Genomic DNA, 19,906 nt, shown 5'->3' with positions numbered 1-19,906 from the left:
GCCCGCACTGCCGCCGACAGCGCCAGCCGCCCTACGCGGCAGCCTGTCGGAAATCCGCAGCCTGCACCAAGCGCTCCATGCTGAGGATCGCCATGGGTGGCTCGCCCGCCACTTGCCGATCGGCAAACCGGGACAGCCGTTCATCGTCTTCGGGCGTTGCACCCCGCCACTGTTCGGCATCCACCGTACGCTGGCCGAATACCTCATCGACCAGCAGTGCCGCATGGCCACCGCTTTGGCGCACGACCAGCAGCCGCGTGCGGTCGGTGACCGGCGTGCGCTCGCCAAACAGGTAGCGGCCGAAATCGATCACCGGCATCAGGTTGCCGCGCACGTTGGCGATTCCGAGCAGCCACGGCTGTGCGCCGGGAATCATTGCCAGCGGCGGCAACGCGAGCAGCTCGTTGATCTCGCCGATCTCGCTGGCCAGCATGCGCGTGCCTACGCGATAACCGATGCCGCGCCACAAACCAGGTGCGTCGAGGTCGTTGCGGGTGTCTGAGGCGTGCGCGAGCGACAACCGCTCGTAGCGCGCCAGCACTTCGAACGGTGTGGCCGTGGCGCGCTCGCTCATGCCGCGCCTGCCAGCAACTGGTTGATGCAGGCGGTCAGCTCCGCCTCGTTGACCGGCTTGGTGATGAAGGCGCGCGCGCCCTGGCGCAAGCCCCAAACGCGGTCGGTTTCCATCGACTTGGTGGTGATCATCACGATCGGCACCCCGGCCGTGGCCGGGTCGCGGGTGAGCGTGCGCGTGGCCTGGAAGCCGTTCATGCCGGGCATGATGACGTCCATGATGACCAACTGCGGCGGTGTGGCGCGCACGCGCTCGATGCCGTCTTCGGCGGTGCCGACCGAGTCGACCGTATGACCGGCGCGCTCGAGCATGGTGGACAGAACCCGCACGTCGGTCGGCGAGTCGTCGATGATAAGTATGTTGGCCACGGATCCCCCTGAAGAATCGGCGGTCAGCCCGCAAGCGCGGCGCTGATGTGTTGATGGATCGCGCCGAGCAACTCGTCGCGCGTGAACGGCTTGGTGAGGTACTGCTCGGCACCGACGACGCGGCCGCGGGCCTTGTCGAACAGGCCGTCCTTCGAGCTGAGCATGATGACCGGCGTGGCGCGGAATTGCGGGTTGTTCTTGATCAACGCGCAAGTTTGATACCCGTCCAGGCGCGGCATCATGATGTCGACAAAGATGAAGGATGGCTTCTGGTCGGCGATCTTCGCCAACGCCTCGAAGCCATCGACTGCGGTAAGCACCTCGCAGCCTTCCTTTTTCAGCAGCGTTTCGGCTGTGCGGCGGATGGTCTTCGAGTCATCGATCACCATGACCCGCAAGCCGGCCAGACCATTCGCGTTCGCGTTCAGGTTCATTCTCCCCCCTGCTACCCAAATCGGGCCCAGGATAGTCACAAAAACAGGCAACAAGCATGCCGCCGGTGTGCATGACAAAACCATCCACAACTTGTAGCCGCGGCAACCCGCTCTGTGGCGGGCTGTACAACGTTCGTTGTTTACTGCCTGACTGGCATCCCGTCAAGCCAAATCGGCTGCGTGAACGCCGCAAACCACGCACGATGTGACTCGTGGCGGCAAGGTTGAACCCGCTGCGGCACGCGCCGATTGCGCTTGTCGCCGGGTTCGCGCTGGGTGAACATCGCTCTCTTCGCGGCGCACTCGCTGCGCCGCGCATCCGACCAAGGAGAATCACGATGAGTTTGTCGGTTGCGGTGCTGATGGATCCCATCGGCGCAATCAAACCGGTCAAGGACACCAGCCTCGCCATGCTGCTCGAAGCGCAGCGCCGCGGCCACGTGTTGTTCTATCTCGAACAAGGCGACCTTGCGCTGCGCGGCAACGAGCCGTGGGCGCGCCTCACGCCGCTCGTCGTGCGCGACGACCCGCACGACTGGTACACACTGGGTACGCCGGCGTGGCGCGATCTGCGCGAAATGAACATCGTGTTGATGCGCAAGGACCCGCCGGTCGACCCGCAGTTCATCTACGACACTATCGTGCTCGAAGCCGCCCAGCGCGGCGGCGTGAACGTGGTGAACGACCCGCGCGCGCTGCGCGACTGCAACGAGAAACTGTTCGCGCTGGAATTCCCCCAGTGCATCGCGCCGACGCTGGTGGCGCGCGACCCGCACGAGCTGCGCCGCTTCGTGGCCGAATGCGGCGAGGCCGTGCTGAAACCGCTGGATGGCATGGGCGGGCGCGGCATCTTCAAGGTCAAGGCCGGCGACGGCAACCTGAACTCGATGCTGGAGGCCCTGCTCGCCGGCGGGCCGCACGGCGAGGGCCGGCACTTTACCATCGTGCAGAAGTACATCCCGGCGATCAGCGCCGGCGACAAGCGCATCCTCGTCATCGACGGCGAACCGGTGCCGTATGCCCTGGCGCGCATCCCGCAAGGCGACGAGTTTCGCGGCAACCTCGCCGCGGGCGGCCGCGGCGAAGGCGTGCCGCTCAGCGAGCGCGACCGCTGGATCGCGGCCCAGGTGGCGCCGGAGCTGCGCCGGCGTCACCTGCGTTTCGTCGGGCTCGACGTCATCGGCGACTGGCTGACCGAGATCAACGTCACATCGCCAACTTGTGCCCGTGAGCTCGACCACCAGTTCGGTCTTAATATCGCCGGCCTGCTGTTCGATGCCATCGAGAACACCGCTCCGTGAGTTCCGCCGCACGCTCCGCCGACCCGATCGGCGCCACCCTGGTGTTTTCGCTGCTGGTGCACGGCGTGTTGCTGCTGGGCATCACCTTCCACTTCGCCAAACCCACGCCCGACCTGCCCACGCTCGACGTTACCCTGGTCAACGTGGCCAACCGGGAAACGCCGGAGAAGGCGGATTTCCTGGCCCAGGCCAACAACCGCGGCGGCGGCGAAAGCGACCACACCGCGCGGCCATCGCAGATGTTCTCCGGGGTCTTGCCCAAGCCGAACCCCGGCACCGCGCCACAGCCGCTTGCCGCCGCGGCACCGCAAGCGCAAGCCGCGACCGCCGAGCGGCTGGTCACCAGCACCGCCGCAAGCCGGCACCACGTGGACAGCGACACCGCGCGCGACGAAACACCCCCGACCGACGTGCCCAGCGCGGCCGACGCGCAACGCCAGCAGGAAATGGCGCAACTGGCGGCCGAACTGCGCCACCAGACCGAGGCCTACGCCAAGCGCCCGCGCAAGAAATTCATTTCGGCCAGCACCAAAGAATACGTCTACGCCGCGTATATGCGCGGCTGGTCCGACCGCGTGCAGCGGGTGGGCAATCTCAATTATCCGAGCGAAGCACGGCGCCTGGGGTTGCACGGCGACCTGCTGCTCACCGTCGGCATCAACCACGACGGCTCGATCCACAGCATCGACGTCATCCGCAGTTCCGGCCAGCCGCTGCTTGACCAGGCCGCCGAGCGCATCGTGCGGCTGGCGGCGCCATTCCCACCGCTGCCACCTGCCGCCAAGGCCGACGAGCTCTATATCACACGCACCTGGCAGTTCCTGCCCGGCGGCACCTTGACCAGCAAGTGACAACCGCGCGGCTTACAATGCGCGCATGCGTCATCCTCAAACCTCCAATCTCACCGGCCACTTCCTGATCGCCATGCCGGCGCTGGCGGAACCGCCGTTTTCGCGCGGCGTGACGCTCTTGTGCCAGCACAACGAGGAGGGTGCGATCGGGCTGCTGGTCAACCAGTTGTCGCCCTACCGCTTCGGCGACGTGCTGGCACAACTGAAGCTTCCCTGCACCGATTCAGAACTGATCGACGCACCCGTGCTGATTGGCGGGCCGGTGCAACCGGAACGCGGCTTCGTGCTGCACCGCGAGCCGGGACACTGGGAGTCGAGCTACCGCGTCAATGCTGCCTGGTCGGTCACCACCTCGCGCGACATCCTGGTTTCCATGGCGGCCGGCGAAGGCCCCGACCGCGCCGTCATGGCGCTGGGCTACGCCGGCTGGGATGCCGGCCAACTCGAACAAGAGCTGATCGACAACCACTGGCTCACCATCGAGGCCAGCGACCGCATCGTGTTTGACACCCCGCTCGAAGACCGTTGGCGCGCTGCCACCGGGCTGGTCGGCGTCGACTCCGCCCAGCTTGCCGGCTACGCAGGCCACGCGTGAGCTGCGCCCTGGGCTTTGACGTCGGCAGCAAGCTGATCGGCGTAGCGGTGGGCAACCGCATCACCGCCAGCGCGCGCGGGCTCGCGGCCATTGCCATGCGCAACGATATCCCCGACTGGCCGGCGCTTGACGCACTGCGTGCGCAATGGCAACCCGACACCCTCGTCGTCGGCTTGCCGCTGACGCTCGATGGCGCCGAGCAGGCCGCCAGCCGTCGCGCACGCCGCTTTGCCGCGCAAATCCATGCCCGCTACGCCACCGAAGTGGCGCTGGTCGACGAACGCCACAGCTCGCAGGAAGCCGCACGCCGCTTTGCCGGTGCGCGTGCGGCCGGGCTCAAGCGCCGCCGCGACGGTGCCACCATTGATGCCGAAGCCGCTGCCGTGATCCTCGAACGCTGGCTGGCGGCACCTGATTCCTCATCCATTCGCACCTCCGCCACCACACCATGACCACCCATCTGCGCCACCTGACCACGCTGGAAAACCTGCCGCGCGCAACCATCGAGCACCTGCTCGACCGCGCCATTGCGATGCGCGACGCCTGTGCCCACGGCACCCGCAAGCTCGATCTTTTGACCGGGCGCACCGTGCTCAACCTGTTCTTCGAGCCGTCCACCCGCACCCGCACTTCGTTCGAGCTGGCGGCGCGCCGGCTCGGTGCCGACGTGGTGAACTTCAACATCGGGGTCTCCTCCACCACCAAGGGCGAAACCCTCTACGACACTCTGCACACGCTCGAAGCCATGCACCTGGATGCGATCGTGGTGCGCCACAAGGTGGACGGCACGCCCGACGAGTTGGTGCGCAACGCGATGAGCGGGGTTTCCATTGTCAACGCCGGCGACGGCCATCACGCGCATCCCACGCAAGGCCTGCTCGACGCCCTGACGATTCGCCAGCACCGGCCGGACTTCGAAAACCTCACGGTGACCATCTGTGGCGACATCCGCCACTCGCGCGTGGCGCGCTCCGACGTGCACGCGTTGACCGCGCTGGGTGTCAAGGCGATCCGCTTCTGCGGCCCCGCCGGCTTGCTGCCGGATGCCGACGAGTTTCCGCAGGTGCAGTGCAGCGAGGATTTCGACGCCGCCATCGCCGGGGCCGACGTGGCGATCATGTTGCGCCTGCAAAAGGAGCGCATGGCGGCCACCGAGCTGCCGGACGAGGCGGCGTACTTCCAGCACTACGGGCTCGACCCGCGGCGCCTGGCGCGCGCCGATCGCGGTTGCCTGGTGATGCACCCCGGCCCGCTCAACCGCGGTATCGAAATCGCCGATGAAGTGGCCGATGGCCCGCAGTCGCGCGTGCTTGAACAGGTCGCCAACGGCGTGTTCGTGCGCATGGCGGTGCTTGGCGAGCTGCTCGCACGCTGACCGAAACTGCCGGTAAAACCGGCATAATGCGCGTCGCGACACCTTACTAGCGGAATCCATCATGCATCCACGGACGTGCCTTGCCCCCCTGGTGTTCGCCTGCCTCGTGCTGGCAGCCTGCTCGCACAAGGACAAGAACGCGCCGCTGGCCTTCGTGCCGGCGGATACGCCCTACGCGATCGCCAATCTCGACGTGCTCAGTGACGCCACGCGTACCGCGCTGCTGACCCAGGCCGACCTGCAACTGCCCTCGCAAGTGGCACAGATGGAGGCGTTTGCCGCCCGCATCGCGGTAAAGGATCCCGAAGCCGCCCGACTGGTCGACGCGTTCGCTGCCGAGCTCAAGGGCAAGACCATCGAAGCCTTCGCGACCACCAACGGCATCGACCTCAAGGGCCGCTTTGCGCTGTATGGCGAAGACATGGCGCCGGTGCTGCGCATCGAGCTGACCGACCCCAGGGCGTTCGACGCGTTCGTCGGCCGACTGGAGACCGCATGGGGCAGCAAGCTTGCCACCGCCACAATCGGCAACCAGCCCTATCGCCAGCAGACCTTTGCCAAACTCGGCACGCAACTGGTGCTTGGCGTGGTCGGCAAGCAGATGGTGGCCGCGCTGCTGCCCGTCGGCGCCAGCCAAGCCTTGCTGCGGCAGACGCTCGGCATCGATCGACCGGCCAAAAACCTGCAGGACGATGGCCGCCTGGCGAAGCTGGCCAAGGACAAGGGCTACGCAAAGTGGCTGGTGGGGGAGTTCGATCTGACCCGCGTCTTGCCGCTGGTCATCGGCGGCAACGGCCCGTTCATCTCCGCGCTGCGCCAGGCCCGCGCCAACGCCGAATCTGCGCAGACCGGCGAGCCGGTGGCCAACCTCCTCAAGACTTCGCCGAGCTGCGTCCCCGAGGCGGCGCGGATTGCCGCCCGCATGCCGGGCATCAGCTTCGGCTACACGCGGCTGGATGCCAAGCATCAGGACGGCCGTTTCGACATGGCACTGGCGGGCGACGTCGGCCAGGCGTTCAGCGGCTTGCGCATCGTGCTGCCCGGGCTGGGCAACGACAGCGACAGCGCCGCGCCATTCGACCTCAGCCTGGCGTTGCCGGTGGCCGACCTGCGCAAATTCTGGTCGGCCCAGGTGGCGGCAGTGAAGGCCAAGCCGTTCACCTGCCCGATGCTGGTCAGTCTCAACGATACCTTTGCCAAGCTCGGCGATGCCCTGCCGAAGACCGCGATTCCGCCATTCGGCAGCCTGGTCGGCGTGCGCATTGCGCTGGACAGCCTTGCGGTCGACAAGACCAGCAGCCTGCCGGACTTCACCGGTCGCATCGTCATTGGCACGACCGACCCCGACGGCCTCCTGGCCACCGGCCAGCTGATGCTGCCGGCCCTGGCCAAGGTCAAACCCGTCATCAACGGCACGCCAGTGCCCATGCCGAGAGACCTCAACACCATCTTCGGCCAACCGACGTGGCTGGCCACCAGCCCGAAGGCGCTTGCCATCGGGATCGGCGCGGGCGAGCAGAACCGCATCGCCGGCATGCTGCACGAGGCGGCCGGCAGCGCCGGACAGATGGGACGCATGCACCTGGCCGGCAGCATGTATCTCGACTGGCTGAAATTCATGGAGCAAAAGGCCGACAACTTCGCCGCGGCTGCCGCCGAAATGCAAAAGAGCGATGTGCCGGCGATCGATGACGCCACGCCAGACGAAGATGCCGCGCAAGCCGCCGCTGATGCCGCACGCAGCAAGGCGCAATTCGCCTCGATGGAAGCCAATGCCAAGCGCGTGCAGGTAATCGACGCCGAGATGCACATCGATGACGACGGCCTGGTGGTCACCAGTCACACCACCTACAAATGACACCGTTGTTCCGCCATAAAAACGGCGCCCACCGGGCGCCGTTTTTATGGCGGTGATCCGGCTCAGCGCTGCAGCATGCCGCCGCCGAAGGTGTCGCCGCCGCGAGTCTCCTCCACCTCCACTCCTTCCAACCCCTGCGACAGCGTGTGCGCATCGCCGCCCTGCGCGAGCTTGATGCGCAGGCGCACCTCGTTCGCGCTGTCGGCATAGCGCAGCGCATCCTCGTAGCTGATCTCGCCCGCGTGGTAAAGCTCGACCAGGCTCTGGTCGAAGGTCTTCATGCCGAGCAGGTTCGACTCCTTCATCACGTCCTTGAGTTTGTGCACCTCGCCCTGGCGGATGTAGTCCTGCACCAGCGGCGTGCCGAGCATGATCTCCACCGCCACCCGCCGACTCTTGCCGTCGGGCGTGGGGATCAGCTGCTGGGCCACGATGCCCTTGAGGTTCAGCGACAGATCCATGAACAGCTGCTGGTGCCGATCCTCGGGGAAGAAGTGCAGGATGCGATCGATTGCCTGGTTGGCGTTGTTGGCGTGCAGCGTGCACAGGCACAGGTGGCCGGTCTCGGCAAAGTTGACCGCGTATTCCATGGTTTCGCGGGTACGCACCTCGCCGATCATGATGACGTCGGGCGCCTGGCGCAGGGTGTTCTTCAGCGCGTTTTCCCAGCTGTCGGTGTCGATGCCCAGCTCGCGCTGGGTGATGATGCAGCCCTCGTGCTTGTGCACGTATTCGATCGGGTCCTCGATGGTGATGATGTGGCCGGTCGAGTTCTGGTTGCGGTAGGCGATCATCGACGCCAGCGAGGTCGATTTGCCGGTGCCGGTGGCGCCGACAAAGATGATGATGCCGCGCTTGGTCATCGCCAGCTGCTTGATGATCGGCGGCAGGTTCAGCTCTTCGATGGTGGGGATCTTCGACTCGATCCGGCGCAGCACCATACCCACGCAATTGCGCTGGTAGAAGCACGACACGCGAAAGCGGCCCACGCCCTGCGCGGAAATCGCGAACTGGCACTCGTGGGTTTTCTCGAACTCCTCGCGCTGCGAGGGCGTCATCACATTCAGCACCATGTCGCGCGACTGCTGGATCGACAGCGGGCTCTGCGTGATCGGCACGATCCGCCCCTGGATCTTCATCGACGGCGCCACGCCGGCGGTAATGAACAAGTCCGATGCGCGCTTGTGCACCATCAGCTTGAGGAACGAGGTGAAATCGAAATCGCTCATGGCTTGAAGTCCGGGATTCGGGATGGGAGATTCGGGATTCGGTTGAAGCAGTCAATGGCGGGCATGGAGCCCGTCGGGTTCAGGGCGCGGGCCTTTTCGAATCACGAATCCCGCAGCCCGAATCCCGGCCTCATCGGAACATCTCCTTGTTTTTCGCATACGCCTGGGCCTCCTGGCGAGAGACCAGGCCGCGTTTGACGAGGTCGGTGAGGCATTGGTCCAGGGTCTGCATGCCGTATTGCTGGCCGGTCTGGATCGCCGAGTACATCTGCGCGACCTTGTCTTCGCGGATCAGGTTGCGGATGGCGGGGATGGCCACCATGATTTCGTGCGCCGCGAGGCGGCCGCCGCCGGTTTTCTTCAGCAGCGACTGCGAAACCACCGCGCGCAGCGATTCAGACAGCATCGAGCGCACCATCGGTTTCTCGCCAGCGGGGAACACGTCGATGATGCGGTCGATGGTCTTGGCGGCCGAACTGGTATGCACGGTGGCAAACACCAAGTGGCCGGTTTCCGCGGCGGTCAGCGCCAGGCGGATGGTTTCCAGATCGCGCAACTCGCCGACCAGGATGAAATCCGGGTCCTCGCGCAGCGCCGAGCGCAGCGCCTCGTTGAAGCCATGGGTGTCGCGGTGCACCTCGCGCTGGTTCACCAGGCATTTTTGCGAGGTGTGCACGAACTCGATCGGGTCCTCGATCGTCAGCATGTGACCGTAGTCGGTCTTGTTGATGTGGTCGACCATCGCGGCCAGCGTGGTCGACTTGCCCGAACCGGTCGGCCCGGTGACCAGGATCAACCCTTGCGGTTGCTCGATCAGGTCCTTGAATATCTTGGGGCACCCCAGGTCCTCGAGCGACTGCACTTCGGACGGAATGGTGCGGAACACCGCGCCGGCGCCGCGGTTCTGGGTGAACGCGTTGACGCGGAAACGCGCCAGACCGGGGATCTCGAACGAAAAGTCGGTTTCGAGGAACTCCTCGTAATCGCGCCGCTGCTTGTCCGACATGATGTCGTACACCAGGGAGTGCACCTCCTTGTGTTCCAGCGGCGGGATGTTGATCCGGCGCACGTCGCCATCCACGCGGATCATCGGCGGCAAGCCCGCCGACAGGTGCAAATCCGAAGCCTTGTTCTTCACCGAGAACGCAAGCAGTTCGGCAATATCCATACGGGTTCCCCTCGACCGGTCGTCGGCAACGTGGCAACGGCAGCCCGGCGCGACCATGCCGCACCGCCGTCAAGCGTTTCGATGGTACTCGCGGCGCGCCCGGGGCGGCCAGCTGCATGGCGCACTTTGCGTGCCCGGTCACACACGGCCCCAAAGGGCCCGAATCAAGCAAGCGCCGCCAACCCGTGGAAGCAACGCGGCCACCGGCTGACCGGCCCAACGCCGATGTGCACCACCGCCACCACGGCATTGCCACCGCCGCCCGGGTAGCCGTCGCCCCGCCGGCGGCACCCCATCGCCCCTTGCCTCGGCTAAGGTATGCGGTCAGCTTCCCAACCCGAGTTTCGCGATGACACGCATTGCCTTCATCGGTGGCGGCAACATGGCGCGCAGCCTGATCAGCGGCCTGTTGAAAACCGGCACCACGGCCGCCGACATCGGCGTCGCCGAACCGCTGGCGGAGGCGCGCGAACGCCTCGGCCGCGACTACGGCGTGGCCGCCTGGCCCGATCACCGCAGCGCCGTCGCCGGCACGGAGGTGGTGGTGCTGGCGGTGAAACCGCAGGCCTTGCCCAAGGTACGCGGCGAGTTGCGCGCTGCGCTGCAGGGCGAACACCGGCTGCTGATCTCGATCTGCGCCGGAGTGCGGCTGGATCAGCTCGAACGCTGGCTCGGAGCCCTGCCGATGGTGCGCTGCATGCCGAACACGCCGGCGTTGATCGGCGCCGGCGCCACCGGCCTGGTTGCCAACAGCCGCGTCAGCCCGGAACAAAAGGCGCTGGCGCAGCGCATCCTCGACGGCGCCGGGCTGACGCGCTGGATCGAACGCGAAACGCTGATGGATACCGTCACCGCGCTCTCGGGCTCCGGCCCGGCGTATTTCTTCGCGCTGGTGGAAGCTTTGGAAGAAGCCGCGGTGCGCCAGGGCTTGCCGCGCGACACCGCGCGCGCGCTCGCCGCGCAAACCTGTCTCGGCGCCGGCCGCATGCTTACCGAAAGCGGCGACGATCCAGCCGAGCTGCGCCGCCGCGTCACCTCACCGCACGGCACCACACAAGCCGCGCTGGAAAGCTTCGCCGCCGACGGTCTGGCCGCCATCACCGCGCGCGCCGTCGCTGCCGCCACTCGCCGCGGCGGCGAGCTTGCCGACGAACTGGATCGGGAGGAAGCACCGTGAGCTACCTCCTGAACGCCATCAGCCTGCTGCTGGGTATCGCGTTCGATGCGGTCGTCATCCTGTTCCTGCTGCGCGTAGCCGCCGAGGCGTGCCGCGCCGAGTTCCACAACCCGCTGAGCCAATTCGTCTATCGCGCCACCAACCCGGTGCTGGCGCCGATGCGCCGCGTGCTGCCGAACTGGCGGCGGATCAACCTTGCTGCGCTGCTGGTGGCATGGTTCGTGGTGTTGGTGAAACATGCCGTGCTGTTCGCCGTGATGGGCATCGCCCCGCACGTGCTCGGCCTCATCGTGCTGGCCGCCGCCAAGCTCTTCGATTTCGCTCTGTTGTGCTACCTCATCGTGGTGTTTGCGTGGGCCTTGCTCAGCATGTTTGCGCCCGACCCGCGACAGCCGTTCCAGCGGCTCCTGAGTGATCTTGCCGCGCCACTCGTGCGTCCGCTCGAAGGGCGGGTGAGCATCGGCGCCATCGACTTCTCGCCCACCATCGTCATCCTCGTGCTGCTGCTGGCGCGCCTGCTCGTCGCTGCACCGCTGATCGACCTTGGCATGCGCCTGACGCTCGCCGGCTGAAACCGCGACGCGGCGTTCGTGAAACCAGCCTTGACCGGATACCGCCCACTTTCGCCATGCCTACGCTCAGCCCGTCACTTCGCGACTGGATCCTCGCCACTCACCGCGCAGGGCACGATCTCGACGCCATCATGGCGTTGCTGGAAACCCACGGTTACGACGCCACGGCGTACCGCAACGCGGTAGCGCAGCTCGTGCGGGTCGAGCTGGCGCCACCGGCGACCGGCGCACGTCGCACCCGGCATCCGACCACTCCGGAGGTACAGCTTGGCGAGCGCACGGTGGCGGTCACGGCCAGCCTCGATCGCCCGCTCGTGCGCGTGCTCGACGGCCTGCTCACTCACGCCGAATGCGATGAGCTGATCGCCCTGGCGCGTCCGCGCCTGGCGCGCGCGTTGACCGTGGACGCGCAAGGCGGACAGCAGGTGGATCGCCGGCGCACGAATGCCGGCATGTTTTTCAAACCGGGCGAGTTTCCGCTGGTGGCGCGGATCGAGCAGCGCATCGCCGAACTGGTAGATCTGCCGGCCAGCCATGGCGAAGGCCTGCAGGTGCTGCACTATGAGTCCGGGCAGGAGTACCAGCCCCATTACGACTGGTTCGACCCGGCGCAAGCCGGCTACGACGCGATCACCGCGCGCGGCGGCCAACGCATCGCCACCATCGTGATGTACCTCAACACACCAGAGGCCGGCGGCGGCACGGCGTTCCCCAAGGCCGGGCTGACGGTGACCGCGCGGCGTGGCACGGCCGTCTATTTCGCCTACACGGGTGGCGACGAAAGCTCGCTGCACGCCGGCTTGCCGGTGGCGCGCGGCGAGAAGTGGATCGCCACCAAATGGCTGCGCGAGCGGCCGTATTGAGCCGGTGAAAGTGCCGCCGGCGGGCTGTGCTCGACGCGCCGGTACGCGCGTTTCCCGCAAGCCTTGAAGCACCTCATTCAGCCCGCGCTGCTGCATCGCAACAGGTGTTTGCCGTATGCTTGCGGACTTTCTCGCCGCATCGCATACGCAAGGACATCCGCATGGGCCTGCATCTGGTCAAGACCGGTCGCAACGTACCGGACGAAATCAACGTCATCATCGAAATCCCGAAGGATGCCGAACCGGTCAAGTACGAAGTGGAAAAGGAATCGGGCGCGGTGTTCGTCGACCGCATCCTGTCCACCCCGATGCGCTACCCGTGCAACTACGGCTACGTGCCGCGTACGCTGGGTGGTGACGGCGACCCGCTGGATGCGCTGGTGATCCTGCCCTTGCCACTCACCGTGGGCTCGGTGATCCGCTGCCACCCGGTCGGCATGCTGAAGATGACCGACGAGGCCGGCGCCGACGAAAAGCTGGTGGTGATCCCCTCGCCCAAGGTGTTCAACGGCTACGCGCACATCAACGACCTCAAGGGCGTGTCGCCGCACTGGTTGCAGCGTATCGGCCACTTTTTCGAGCACTACAAGGATCTCGAAAGCGGCAAGTGGGTGAAGCTCTCCGGCTGGGTGGGTGCCGAAGAGGCCAAGGCCATCATCGTGGCCGGCGTCGCCCGCTATCAGGAAATGAAGGATGCCAAGGCCGCGGCCAAGGCTGCCAAGCTTGCCGGCGAGTCCACGCAAGCCTGATCCCGCGTACTCCGAACGGCGCGTCGCACATAGCGACGCGCCGTTTTTGTGCGCGACGAAAGTCGGCGCCGCAAGCACCGTCGACACGCCGATAATGGCCTTGCCTGCCGCCTTCGGAGTCCACATGAAAGCCGTCGCCCTCACCCGCTACCTGCCGATCGACGATCCGCAATCGCTCTTCGACGTGGGCTTGCCGCAACCCGTGCCCGGCGCGAACGACTTGCTGGTGCAGGTGGAGGCGGTATCGGTCAATCCGGTCGACACCAAGCTGCGCGCGCCCAAGCCGCAAATCGAAGCGCAACCGCGCGTGCTCGGCTTCGACGCAGCCGGTACGGTGACGGCGATCGGTACGCAGGTACAGGGCTTTCGGCCCGGTGACCGCGTGTACTACTCCGGCGACATGACCCGTCCCGGCAGCAACGCGCAGTTCCAGCTGGTCGAGGACTGCCTGGTTGCACCGATGCCGAAAACGCTGGATTTCGCCCAAGCCGCCGCACTGCCGCTGGTCGGCGTCACGGCGTGGGAGCTGCTGTTCCAGCGCATGCCGTTCGCGCCGGAACACGGCGGCGACGGCAAGAGCCTCTTGGTGATCGCCGGCGCGGGCGGCGTCGGCTCGATTGCGATCCAGCTCGCGCGGCGTGCCGGCTTCAACGTGATTGCCACCGCCTCGCGCCCGGAAACTGCCACGTGGTGTCGCGCCATGGGCGCGCAGCACGTGGTAAACCATCGCGAACCTCTCGCGCCGCAACTGGCGGCACTTGGCCTCACCCACATCGACGCTGCGCTCAACCTCGCCGACACCGACCGCTACTGGGAGACGCTGGGTGAGCTGCTTGCACCACAAGGCCACGTCGGGCTGATTGTCGAGCCGCGCGGCGCGCTGCGGATCGGCGACCCGTACAAGGCCAAATGCATCGGCATCCACTGGGAGTACATGGCGGCCAGGGCGAAATTCCGCACTCCGGACATGGCCGAGCAAGGCGCGATCCTGGTGCGCCTCGCCGCGCTCGCCGATGCCGGCGCGATCAAGAGCATCTGGCACGAAACGCTGGGCACGATCAACGCCACGCATCTGCGCGAAGCACACCGGCGGCTGGAGTCGGGCGCCACCATTGGCAAACTGGTGCTCGCCGGCTGGTAAACCAGACGCCCTGCTAAAGTAGTCGACCTTGGCCTGACCTGTATCAGGCCCGGTCGCGATAGCGGGCGCGAGACTGTCACCGCCCCCACGGTACGCATGGAATGTCCAGCCAACCCCACATCCCCGACGGTAGCAAGTTTGTCAGCCCGCAAGGCACGCGAGCCATCAAGGGCGGCATCAAGCCCAACGCCAACAGCCAGGTTCCCGACGTGGGCCACAAGCCGCCGTGGCTGCGGGTGAAACTGCCCACTGGCGCCAAGTACGAGGCCATCGCCAACATCGTGCACACGCACAAGCTCAACACCGTGTGCATGGAGTCCAAGTGCCCGAACATCGCCGAATGCTGGGGCCGCGGCACCGCCACGCTGATGCTGATGGGCTCGGTGTGCACCCGTGCCTGCAAGTTCTGCGCGGTCTCCACCGGCAACCCGAACGGCTGGCTCGATCCGCTGGAACCGATGCAGGTGGCCGACGCCGTCGCGCTGATGGGCCTCAAATACGTGGTGCTCACCTCGGTCGACCGCGACGACCTGCCCGACGGCGGCGCGGCGCACTACGCCGCCTGCGTCAAGGCCATCCACGCACGCTCACCAAGCACCGCAGTCGAAGCGCTTACCCCCGACTTCGCCGGCAGCCACGATGCGGTCGCCACCGTGCTCGATGCCGGGTTGGCCACCTACGCGCAAAACCTCGAAACCGTGCGCCGCCTGACCCACCCGGTACGCGACCCGCGCGCGGGCTATGAGCAGACGCTGGACGTGCTTGCGTTCGCCAAGCGTCACTCGCCAAAGACACTCACCAAGACAAGCTTGATGCTCGGCCTGGGTGAAACCGACGAAGAGCTCGACCAGACCCTGGACGACATCCGCGCGGCCAACGTCGACATCGTGACGATGGGCCAGTACATGCGGCCCAGCGTCAACCACCTGCCAGTCGAGCGCTTCGTCACGCCGGACGAATTCCGTGCCTATCGCGATCTCGCGCTCAGCAAGGGTTTCGTCGAAGCGGTGTCCGGGCCGCTGGTGCGCTCGAGTTATCGCGCCGAGCGCGTATTGGAGAAAAACAACCTGGGGCTGTGACCCGAGGCGCGACGGGCCAGCCGACATTCACGATGCCTGGCGGCATCCGGAGGTCGCGTCATGTCCATCCCGTCCCACAAACCCCACGTCGGCAGCGGCAAGCCCGCTGCCAAGTTGCACCGCACCGTGCGCCCAACCAGGCAGCAGGCAGACAATTCGCGCCTGCATCGCGAGCAGCTGGTGGACGAGGTCCTGGCCGAGAGCTTCCCGGCCAGCGACCCGCCGAGTTGGGTGCAAGGCACCGCCCCGGTGCCCCGCTAGTTTTTCGAGGAGAAGTACATGGAAACGTCGATGTACCCACAACCCAGCGTCGAACTGGGCAAGAAACGGCGCGAGCTGGCGCCCAAACCGCTTGATGCATTCAAGGCATTCAGCGCGGCAGTATTTGCCGACGGCGCGTTGCCCAACGTCACCAAGCAGCTCATTGCAGTGGCGGTGGCGCATGTCACGCAGTGCCCATACTGCATCAAGGGCCACACCGCCGAGGCGCTCAAACGGGGTGCGACCGAGGCGCAGATCATGGAAGCGATCTGGGTCGCGGCCGAGATGCGCGCCGGCGGCGCGTACGCGCATTCCAACCTTGCGCTCGATGTCATGCAACACGCGCACCAGGAGGGCTGAGCATGGCCACCCGTTATACCGGAGTGACCTCCAGCATCCTGGATGCGGTCGGCGACACACCCCTGATGGAAATCGAGGGCGTGTTTGCCAAGGTCGAGTTCCTGAACCCCTCCGGCTCGATCAAGGCGCGCATCGCCAAATACATGGTGGAAAAGGCCGAAACCGAAGGCCTCTTGAAGCCCGGCGACACCATCGTCGAAGCCACCAGCGGCAACACCGGCAACGCGTTTTCGATGGTGGCCGCCGCCAAGGGCTACCGCATGCTGGTGGTGATGCCCGAAGGCCTTTCCGGCGAGCGCGTGGCGATCTCGCGCGCGTTCGGCGCCGACGTGCTGTTCTGCGGCAGCTTCCATGTCGATGCGGCGCTCAAGCGCGCGCAGGAACTCGGCAAGCATCCGGGGTATTTCCACCCGGGCCAGTTCGAGTCGGAATGGAACATCGAGGAAAACCGCGAGCTGCTCGGCCCCGAGATTCTCGCGCAGCTGCCCGATGGCCGCCTGCCTGATGCACTCGTGCTTGGCGTCGGCACCGGCGGCACGCTGATCGGCGTGGGCCAGGCATTCCGCAAGGCCAATCCGAAAGTGCGGCTGTTCGCGATGGAGCCGTCCGAGTCGTGCACGATCCTGTGCGGCGAGATCGGCACCCACGCGATCGAAGGCATTTCCGACGGCTTCGTGCCGGGCATCTTCCAGCGCAACGCCTCGCAGGTAAACGACACGTTGAGCGTGTCGAGCACCGACGCGGTGGCCGAAATGATGCGTCTGGCGCGCAAGTACGGCCTGTTCTGCGGCCCGAGTTCGGGCGCGCATCTGCTGGCCGCCAAACGCGTGCGCGCACAGTTCCCCGAGCTCAAGACCGTGGTCACGGTGTTCTGCGACGAGGGTGAAAAGTACCTGCACGAATATTTCATGCAGGGGCCGGCGCCGGAAGTGGGCGCAAAACACTTCCGCTGACATCGCAGGTCGACGATGGAACCCAGGCGGCCGGTCGCGCAGACCGACAGCCCGGGTTTCAGTGGGCGGCGTACGCGCGCATGAACGTGGCGACCCCGGCGCGCGCGGTGGCTTCGATTTCGGCAGCGTAATTCGCGTCGCAATCCACACAGCCGAACATGCGTCGCATGAACAGGTCGCCCTTGATGAGCGCGAAGAACTGCACCGTGGCGCGCCGCACGTCGTCGATCGCGAGCTGGTCGACGTCAACCGCGCGCTGCAGCAGGCGTTCCATCAGGCCATGCGTGCGCAAGGTGCCCTCCTCCCACAGCAGGCGGCCGAACCGCGGGTTGCCTTGCCGGCAGTCGCCGAGGATCGCGCGGAATGTTCCGACCGTTTCCGCATCGCAATCGAGTCGCGCATGGATCAACGCAATGCGCAGCAGGGTGTCGGCGATGGGCGTTGCCGGGTCGTAGTCGTAGGTGTGCTCGGGCAACAGATCTTCGATGCGTGCGCGAATCACCTCGCGGAACAGGTTGTCCTTGTCGCCGAAGTGGCTGTAGACGGTGAGCTTGGAGACCCCGGCCTCGGCCGCAATCGCGTCCATGCTGGTGCCGGCAAACGCGTTGCGGATGAACAACGCCTTCGCCGCGGCAAGGATCGCGGCGCGCTTTTCCATGTCCTTCGGTCTGCCGGGCCCTTGCGACCTGGCCGGCGAGCTGGTGTTCATGCGCGAAACTTCCCAAAACGAGGCATGACCTTTATTATACGCCGCGGTTTACTTATTTCCAGAGCAGCCCCCAATGCCGGCGTACGGGCGCCCCGACATGACTTGTGGCGGCGGTGCGCGGTGACTTCCGGCACTTCGTGCCGACCGCGCGCGGTCGCACCCTGACCGTTGTCGGTGCCTGGCCAAACCCCTATGCTTTCTGGTCTTTTTCGCATCCACGGAACCTTGGCAAACATGGCGATGAACTTCGAGCAGGCGCGGACCAACATGGTGGAGAACCAGGTGCGTACCTGGGACGTGATCGACATGCGTGTGCTCGACGTGCTCGGGCGCGTGCGCCGCGAGGATTTCGTCCCGGCCGAGCACCGCCAGCTCGCGTTTGCCGACCTGTGCCTGCCGCTCGGCCACGGCGAAGTGATGATGAAACCGGTGGTCGAGGGTCGCGTGCTGCAGGCGCTGGAGCTCAAGCCAACCGACCGCGTGCTGGAAATCGGCACTGGCTCGGGTTTCCTTGCCGCCTGCCTCGCTGGCCTCGCGGCGCAAGTGGAAAGCGTCGATATCCACGCCGATTTCACCGCACGCGCCGGCGAGCGGCTCGCCGCGGCCGGCGTCACCAACGTCACGCTGCACACTGGCGAAGCCGTACGCGAATGGCAACCGCAGGGCCTGTTCGACGCCGTGGTTGCCACCGGCGCCGTCGCCAAAGTGCCGGAGCGCTGGTTCGGCTGGCTCAAGCCCGGCGCGCGCCTGCTGGCCATCCGCGGAGCCTCGCCGGCACAACAGGCCGTGTTGTTCACGCGCGAAAGCGATCGTGAGCAGCGCGAGGAAACGCTGTTCGAAACCGACCTGCCCTATCTCGCCCACGCCGCGCCATCCACCGCGTTCGTGTTTTGAAGCCCCCTTGTTCCCCGCGAGGCACCCCATGCGTTTGAAGCTGCTCACCGTTGCGCTGGCATTGGCCGCAATCTCCTTGCCCGGCCACGGCGAAGACCTGCTCGACGCGTATCGCGAAGCACGCGCCAACGATCCGGTGCTGGCCCAGGCCGACGCCACCCGCCTCGCCACCGGCGAAGGCGTGACGCAAGCGCGCGCGCTGTTGCTGCCGCAGATCAACGGCAGTCTCGCGCTCAGCCAGACCAACGGCGGCACCGGCGGCCGCTTCCAGGATCCGAACAATCCCGGCCAGTTCCTCACCAGCAGCGCCATTGGCCACAGCCGCACCCGCAGCCTGAATGCCAACCTCAGCCAGACGGTGTTCGACTTCTCGAAGTACGCCAACCTCAAGGCTGCGCATTCCTCTGCCAATGCGCAGGATCAGCTCTATCAGGCCGCGCTGCAGAACCTTTACGTGCGCGTGACCGGCGCCTACTTCACGGTGCTCACCGACGAGGATCAGCTGGCCTTCGCCAAGGCCAACGAAGACGCCTTGAAGCAGCAGTTCGATCAGGCCGACCAGCGCTTCAAGGTGGGGCTGGCGGCAGTCACCGACGTGTATCAGGCCAAATCCGCCTACGAGGCCGCGCGTACCCAGACCATCGCCGCCAAGAACACGCTCGACAACGACCGCGAAGCGCTCACCCAGATCACCGGCAGGCCGACCGGCGACCTCAAAAAGCTGCGCGACCAGTTGCCGATGCAGGCGCCCGACCCCGCCGACCCCGACGCGTGGGTGCAGAAGGCACTTGCCGCCAACCCGAACCTCATGGCGCAAAAAGACAACCTCTCCGCGGCCGAACACAACATCACCTCGGCGCGCGCCGGCCACCTGCCGACGCTCACGGCCGGCGTCAATTACGGCAAGAGTTCCAGTTGGTACGAAAACGCGGCCATCCACTCCAACACGCCATCCACGACCACGGTGGGGCTCACGCTCAACGTGCCGATCTTTTCCGGCGGCGCCACCCAGTCGCGCGTGCGTCAGGCGATCTACAACCGCGATGCGGCGCAGGATTCGGTCGAGATCGAACGCCGCCAGTTGCGTGCGGCGACGCTCAATTATTACCGCTCGGTGCTCGCCGGCGTGAGCCAGGTGGAGTCGGGCAAGGCCGCGGTGGAGTCGGCGCAGAAGGCGCTGGATGCCACCCGCGCCGGCTTCGATGTCGGCACCCAGACCATGGTCAATGTGTTGATCGCGATCCAGACCCTGACCCAGGCCGAAAGCAGCTATTCGCAGGCACGCCATCAACTGGTGCTGAACCGCCTGCTGCTGAAACAGAGCGCCGGTGCCGCCAGCCTGTCCGACCTGCAGGACATCAACGCGTTGCTGCAGTGAGCCGGGAATAGGGAATC

Annotated in this window: 23 protein-coding genes; 17 read left to right on the top strand and 6 right to left on the bottom strand. The window is 66.1% G+C overall.

The annotated features are described in order from the left end of the window. Positions 1 to 31: 31 nt before the first annotated feature. From AC3WP6_RS04540 to AC3WP6_RS04530, 3 genes are read right to left on the bottom strand one after another with little or no spacing between them, the layout of a single operon-like run. Positions 32 to 574 carry a chemotaxis protein CheW gene (locus AC3WP6_RS04540; protein ID WP_492626607.1) on the bottom strand — a complete coding sequence of 181 codons (543 nt, stop codon included), beginning with the start codon at positions 572 to 574 and terminating at the stop codon, positions 32 to 34. Further along, complete coding sequence (locus tag AC3WP6_RS04535) at positions 571 to 942, bottom strand: response regulator (RefSeq protein WP_492626606.1); 372 nt, start codon at positions 940 to 942, stop codon at positions 571 to 573. Before AC3WP6_RS04535 ends, AC3WP6_RS04540 begins: the two co-directional genes overlap by 4 nt. Before the next feature lie 23 nt (positions 943 to 965). Beyond that, positions 966 to 1,376 (bottom strand): response regulator, encoded by a 411-nt coding sequence (locus AC3WP6_RS04530; protein WP_492626605.1) that lies wholly within the window; start codon positions 1,374 to 1,376, stop codon positions 966 to 968. Positions 1,377 to 1,714: 338 nt separating this feature from the next. Between AC3WP6_RS04530 and gshB the strand changes: the two genes are divergently transcribed. From gshB to AC3WP6_RS04500, 6 genes are all read left to right on the top strand, one after another. Next, on the top strand, positions 1,715 to 2,677 hold the full coding sequence (gshB, locus tag AC3WP6_RS04525) for a glutathione synthase (RefSeq protein WP_492626604.1): 963 nt from the start codon (positions 1,715 to 1,717) through the stop codon (positions 2,675 to 2,677). After that, positions 2,674 to 3,528, top strand: coding sequence for an energy transducer TonB (locus AC3WP6_RS04520; protein WP_492626603.1), 855 nt, complete (start codon positions 2,674 to 2,676; stop codon positions 3,526 to 3,528). The genes gshB and AC3WP6_RS04520 overlap by 4 nt, the downstream gene beginning before the upstream one ends. Positions 3,529 to 3,553: 25 nt before the next feature. Then, on the top strand, positions 3,554 to 4,123 hold the full coding sequence (locus tag AC3WP6_RS04515; protein ID WP_492626602.1) for a YqgE/AlgH family protein: 570 nt from the start codon (positions 3,554 to 3,556) through the stop codon (positions 4,121 to 4,123). After that, positions 4,120 to 4,575, top strand: a complete 456-nt coding sequence (gene ruvX, locus AC3WP6_RS04510; protein ID WP_492626601.1) for a Holliday junction resolvase RuvX — start codon at positions 4,120 to 4,122, stop codon at positions 4,573 to 4,575. The genes AC3WP6_RS04515 and ruvX overlap by 4 nt, the downstream gene beginning before the upstream one ends. Then, on the top strand, positions 4,572 to 5,498 hold the full coding sequence (locus AC3WP6_RS04505) for an aspartate carbamoyltransferase catalytic subunit (RefSeq protein ID WP_492626600.1): 927 nt from the start codon (positions 4,572 to 4,574) through the stop codon (positions 5,496 to 5,498). The genes ruvX and AC3WP6_RS04505 overlap by 4 nt, the downstream gene beginning before the upstream one ends. Before the next feature lie 61 nt (positions 5,499 to 5,559). Next, on the top strand, positions 5,560 to 7,356 hold the full coding sequence (locus AC3WP6_RS04500; protein WP_492626599.1) for a hypothetical protein: 1,797 nt from the start codon (positions 5,560 to 5,562) through the stop codon (positions 7,354 to 7,356). A gap of 62 nt (positions 7,357 to 7,418) precedes the next feature. Here AC3WP6_RS04500 and AC3WP6_RS04495 read toward each other — a convergent pair whose 3' ends face one another. Next, positions 7,419 to 8,585, bottom strand: a complete 1,167-nt coding sequence (locus tag AC3WP6_RS04495; RefSeq protein WP_492626598.1) for a PilT/PilU family type 4a pilus ATPase — start codon at positions 8,583 to 8,585, stop codon at positions 7,419 to 7,421. A gap of 130 nt (positions 8,586 to 8,715) precedes the next feature. After that, the gene (locus AC3WP6_RS04490) at positions 8,716 to 9,753 is read right to left on the bottom strand and encodes a type IV pilus twitching motility protein PilT (RefSeq protein WP_492626597.1); all 1,038 of its coding nucleotides are present in this window, start codon (positions 9,751 to 9,753) and stop codon (positions 8,716 to 8,718) included. 349 nt (positions 9,754 to 10,102) lie between these two features. Between AC3WP6_RS04490 and proC the strand changes: the two genes are divergently transcribed. The 9 genes from proC to AC3WP6_RS04445 all read left to right on the top strand — a co-directional run bounded on the left by proC (position 10,103) and on the right by AC3WP6_RS04445 (position 16,908). Then, positions 10,103 to 10,930 (top strand): pyrroline-5-carboxylate reductase, encoded by an 828-nt coding sequence (gene proC, locus AC3WP6_RS04485; RefSeq protein ID WP_492626596.1) that lies wholly within the window; start codon positions 10,103 to 10,105, stop codon positions 10,928 to 10,930. Next, complete coding sequence (locus AC3WP6_RS04480; RefSeq protein ID WP_492626595.1) at positions 10,927 to 11,502, top strand: YggT family protein; 576 nt, start codon at positions 10,927 to 10,929, stop codon at positions 11,500 to 11,502. The genes proC and AC3WP6_RS04480 overlap by 4 nt, the downstream gene beginning before the upstream one ends. Before the next feature lie 56 nt (positions 11,503 to 11,558). Further along, positions 11,559 to 12,365: a 2OG-Fe(II) oxygenase gene (locus AC3WP6_RS04475; RefSeq protein WP_492626594.1), complete on the top strand. Its 807-nt coding sequence runs from the start codon at positions 11,559 to 11,561 to the stop codon at positions 12,363 to 12,365. 161 nt (positions 12,366 to 12,526) lie between these two features. After that, on the top strand, positions 12,527 to 13,114 hold the full coding sequence (gene ppa, locus AC3WP6_RS04470) for an inorganic diphosphatase (RefSeq protein WP_492626593.1): 588 nt from the start codon (positions 12,527 to 12,529) through the stop codon (positions 13,112 to 13,114). A 124-nt stretch (positions 13,115 to 13,238) separates the two neighbouring features. Then, positions 13,239 to 14,255, top strand: coding sequence for a zinc-binding alcohol dehydrogenase family protein (locus tag AC3WP6_RS04465; RefSeq protein ID WP_492626592.1), 1,017 nt, complete (start codon positions 13,239 to 13,241; stop codon positions 14,253 to 14,255). Between the two features lie 101 nt (positions 14,256 to 14,356). Further along, a complete protein-coding gene (gene lipA, locus AC3WP6_RS04460) occupies positions 14,357 to 15,334 on the top strand; it encodes a lipoyl synthase (RefSeq protein ID WP_492626591.1) in 978 nt (325 codons plus the stop codon). 60 nt (positions 15,335 to 15,394) lie between these two features. After that, positions 15,395 to 15,595, top strand: coding sequence for a hypothetical protein (locus AC3WP6_RS04455; protein ID WP_492626590.1), 201 nt, complete (start codon positions 15,395 to 15,397; stop codon positions 15,593 to 15,595). Positions 15,596 to 15,613: 18 nt separating this feature from the next. Beyond that, positions 15,614 to 15,955, top strand: a complete 342-nt coding sequence (locus AC3WP6_RS04450; protein WP_492626589.1) for a carboxymuconolactone decarboxylase family protein — start codon at positions 15,614 to 15,616, stop codon at positions 15,953 to 15,955. 2 nt (positions 15,956 to 15,957) lie between these two features. Continuing rightward, positions 15,958 to 16,908 carry a PLP-dependent cysteine synthase family protein gene (locus tag AC3WP6_RS04445; protein WP_492626588.1) on the top strand — a complete coding sequence of 317 codons (951 nt, stop codon included), beginning with the start codon at positions 15,958 to 15,960 and terminating at the stop codon, positions 16,906 to 16,908. Positions 16,909 to 16,966: 58 nt separating this feature from the next. Here AC3WP6_RS04445 and AC3WP6_RS04440 read toward each other — a convergent pair whose 3' ends face one another. After that, the gene (locus AC3WP6_RS04440; protein ID WP_492626587.1) at positions 16,967 to 17,566 is read right to left on the bottom strand and encodes a TetR/AcrR family transcriptional regulator; all 600 of its coding nucleotides are present in this window, start codon (positions 17,564 to 17,566) and stop codon (positions 16,967 to 16,969) included. 285 nt (positions 17,567 to 17,851) lie between these two features. Between AC3WP6_RS04440 and AC3WP6_RS04435 the strand changes: the two genes are divergently transcribed. Further along, a complete protein-coding gene (locus tag AC3WP6_RS04435; RefSeq protein WP_492626586.1) occupies positions 17,852 to 18,511 on the top strand; it encodes a protein-L-isoaspartate O-methyltransferase family protein in 660 nt (219 codons plus the stop codon). A 28-nt stretch (positions 18,512 to 18,539) separates the two neighbouring features. Beyond that, complete coding sequence (locus AC3WP6_RS04430) at positions 18,540 to 19,889, top strand: TolC family outer membrane protein (RefSeq protein ID WP_492626585.1); 1,350 nt, start codon at positions 18,540 to 18,542, stop codon at positions 19,887 to 19,889. Positions 19,890 to 19,906 lie beyond the last annotated feature (17 nt).

This window comes from Rhodanobacter sp. FW106-HT46G03, assembly GCF_058789895.1.
Note: the sequence above shows the minus strand (reverse complement) of the source record. Positions and strands in the feature narration are given on the sequence as shown.

Excerpts from the sequence above, each read along its gene's own strand:
- AC3WP6_RS04540 (WP_492626607.1), bottom strand. The coding sequence starts at position 574 with ATGAGCGAGCGCGCCACGGCCACACCGTTCGAAGTGCTGGCGCGCTAC.
- AC3WP6_RS04530 (WP_492626605.1), bottom strand. The coding sequence starts at position 1,376 with ATGAACCTGAACGCGAACGCGAATGGTCTGGCCGGCTTGCGGGTCATG.
- gshB (WP_492626604.1), top strand. The coding sequence starts at position 1,715 with ATGAGTTTGTCGGTTGCGGTGCTGATGGATCCCATCGGCGCAATCAAA.
- AC3WP6_RS04515 (WP_492626602.1), top strand. The coding sequence starts at position 3,554 with ATGCGTCATCCTCAAACCTCCAATCTCACCGGCCACTTCCTGATCGCC.
- AC3WP6_RS04505 (WP_492626600.1), top strand. The coding sequence starts at position 4,572 with ATGACCACCCATCTGCGCCACCTGACCACGCTGGAAAACCTGCCGCGC.
- AC3WP6_RS04500 (WP_492626599.1), top strand. The coding sequence starts at position 5,560 with ATGCATCCACGGACGTGCCTTGCCCCCCTGGTGTTCGCCTGCCTCGTG.
- AC3WP6_RS04495 (WP_492626598.1), bottom strand. The coding sequence starts at position 8,585 with ATGAGCGATTTCGATTTCACCTCGTTCCTCAAGCTGATGGTGCACAAG.
- AC3WP6_RS04490 (WP_492626597.1), bottom strand. The coding sequence starts at position 9,753 with ATGGATATTGCCGAACTGCTTGCGTTCTCGGTGAAGAACAAGGCTTCG.
- proC (WP_492626596.1), top strand. The coding sequence starts at position 10,103 with ATGACACGCATTGCCTTCATCGGTGGCGGCAACATGGCGCGCAGCCTG.
- AC3WP6_RS04475 (WP_492626594.1), top strand. The coding sequence starts at position 11,559 with ATGCCTACGCTCAGCCCGTCACTTCGCGACTGGATCCTCGCCACTCAC.
- ppa (WP_492626593.1), top strand. The coding sequence starts at position 12,527 with ATGGGCCTGCATCTGGTCAAGACCGGTCGCAACGTACCGGACGAAATC.
- AC3WP6_RS04465 (WP_492626592.1), top strand. The coding sequence starts at position 13,239 with ATGAAAGCCGTCGCCCTCACCCGCTACCTGCCGATCGACGATCCGCAA.
- lipA (WP_492626591.1), top strand. The coding sequence starts at position 14,357 with ATGTCCAGCCAACCCCACATCCCCGACGGTAGCAAGTTTGTCAGCCCG.
- AC3WP6_RS04455 (WP_492626590.1), top strand. The coding sequence starts at position 15,395 with ATGTCCATCCCGTCCCACAAACCCCACGTCGGCAGCGGCAAGCCCGCT.
- AC3WP6_RS04450 (WP_492626589.1), top strand. The coding sequence starts at position 15,614 with ATGGAAACGTCGATGTACCCACAACCCAGCGTCGAACTGGGCAAGAAA.
- AC3WP6_RS04445 (WP_492626588.1), top strand. The coding sequence starts at position 15,958 with ATGGCCACCCGTTATACCGGAGTGACCTCCAGCATCCTGGATGCGGTC.
- AC3WP6_RS04440 (WP_492626587.1), bottom strand. The coding sequence starts at position 17,566 with ATGGAAAAGCGCGCCGCGATCCTTGCCGCGGCGAAGGCGTTGTTCATC.
- AC3WP6_RS04435 (WP_492626586.1), top strand. The coding sequence starts at position 17,852 with ATGGCGATGAACTTCGAGCAGGCGCGGACCAACATGGTGGAGAACCAG.
- AC3WP6_RS04430 (WP_492626585.1), top strand. The coding sequence starts at position 18,540 with ATGCGTTTGAAGCTGCTCACCGTTGCGCTGGCATTGGCCGCAATCTCC.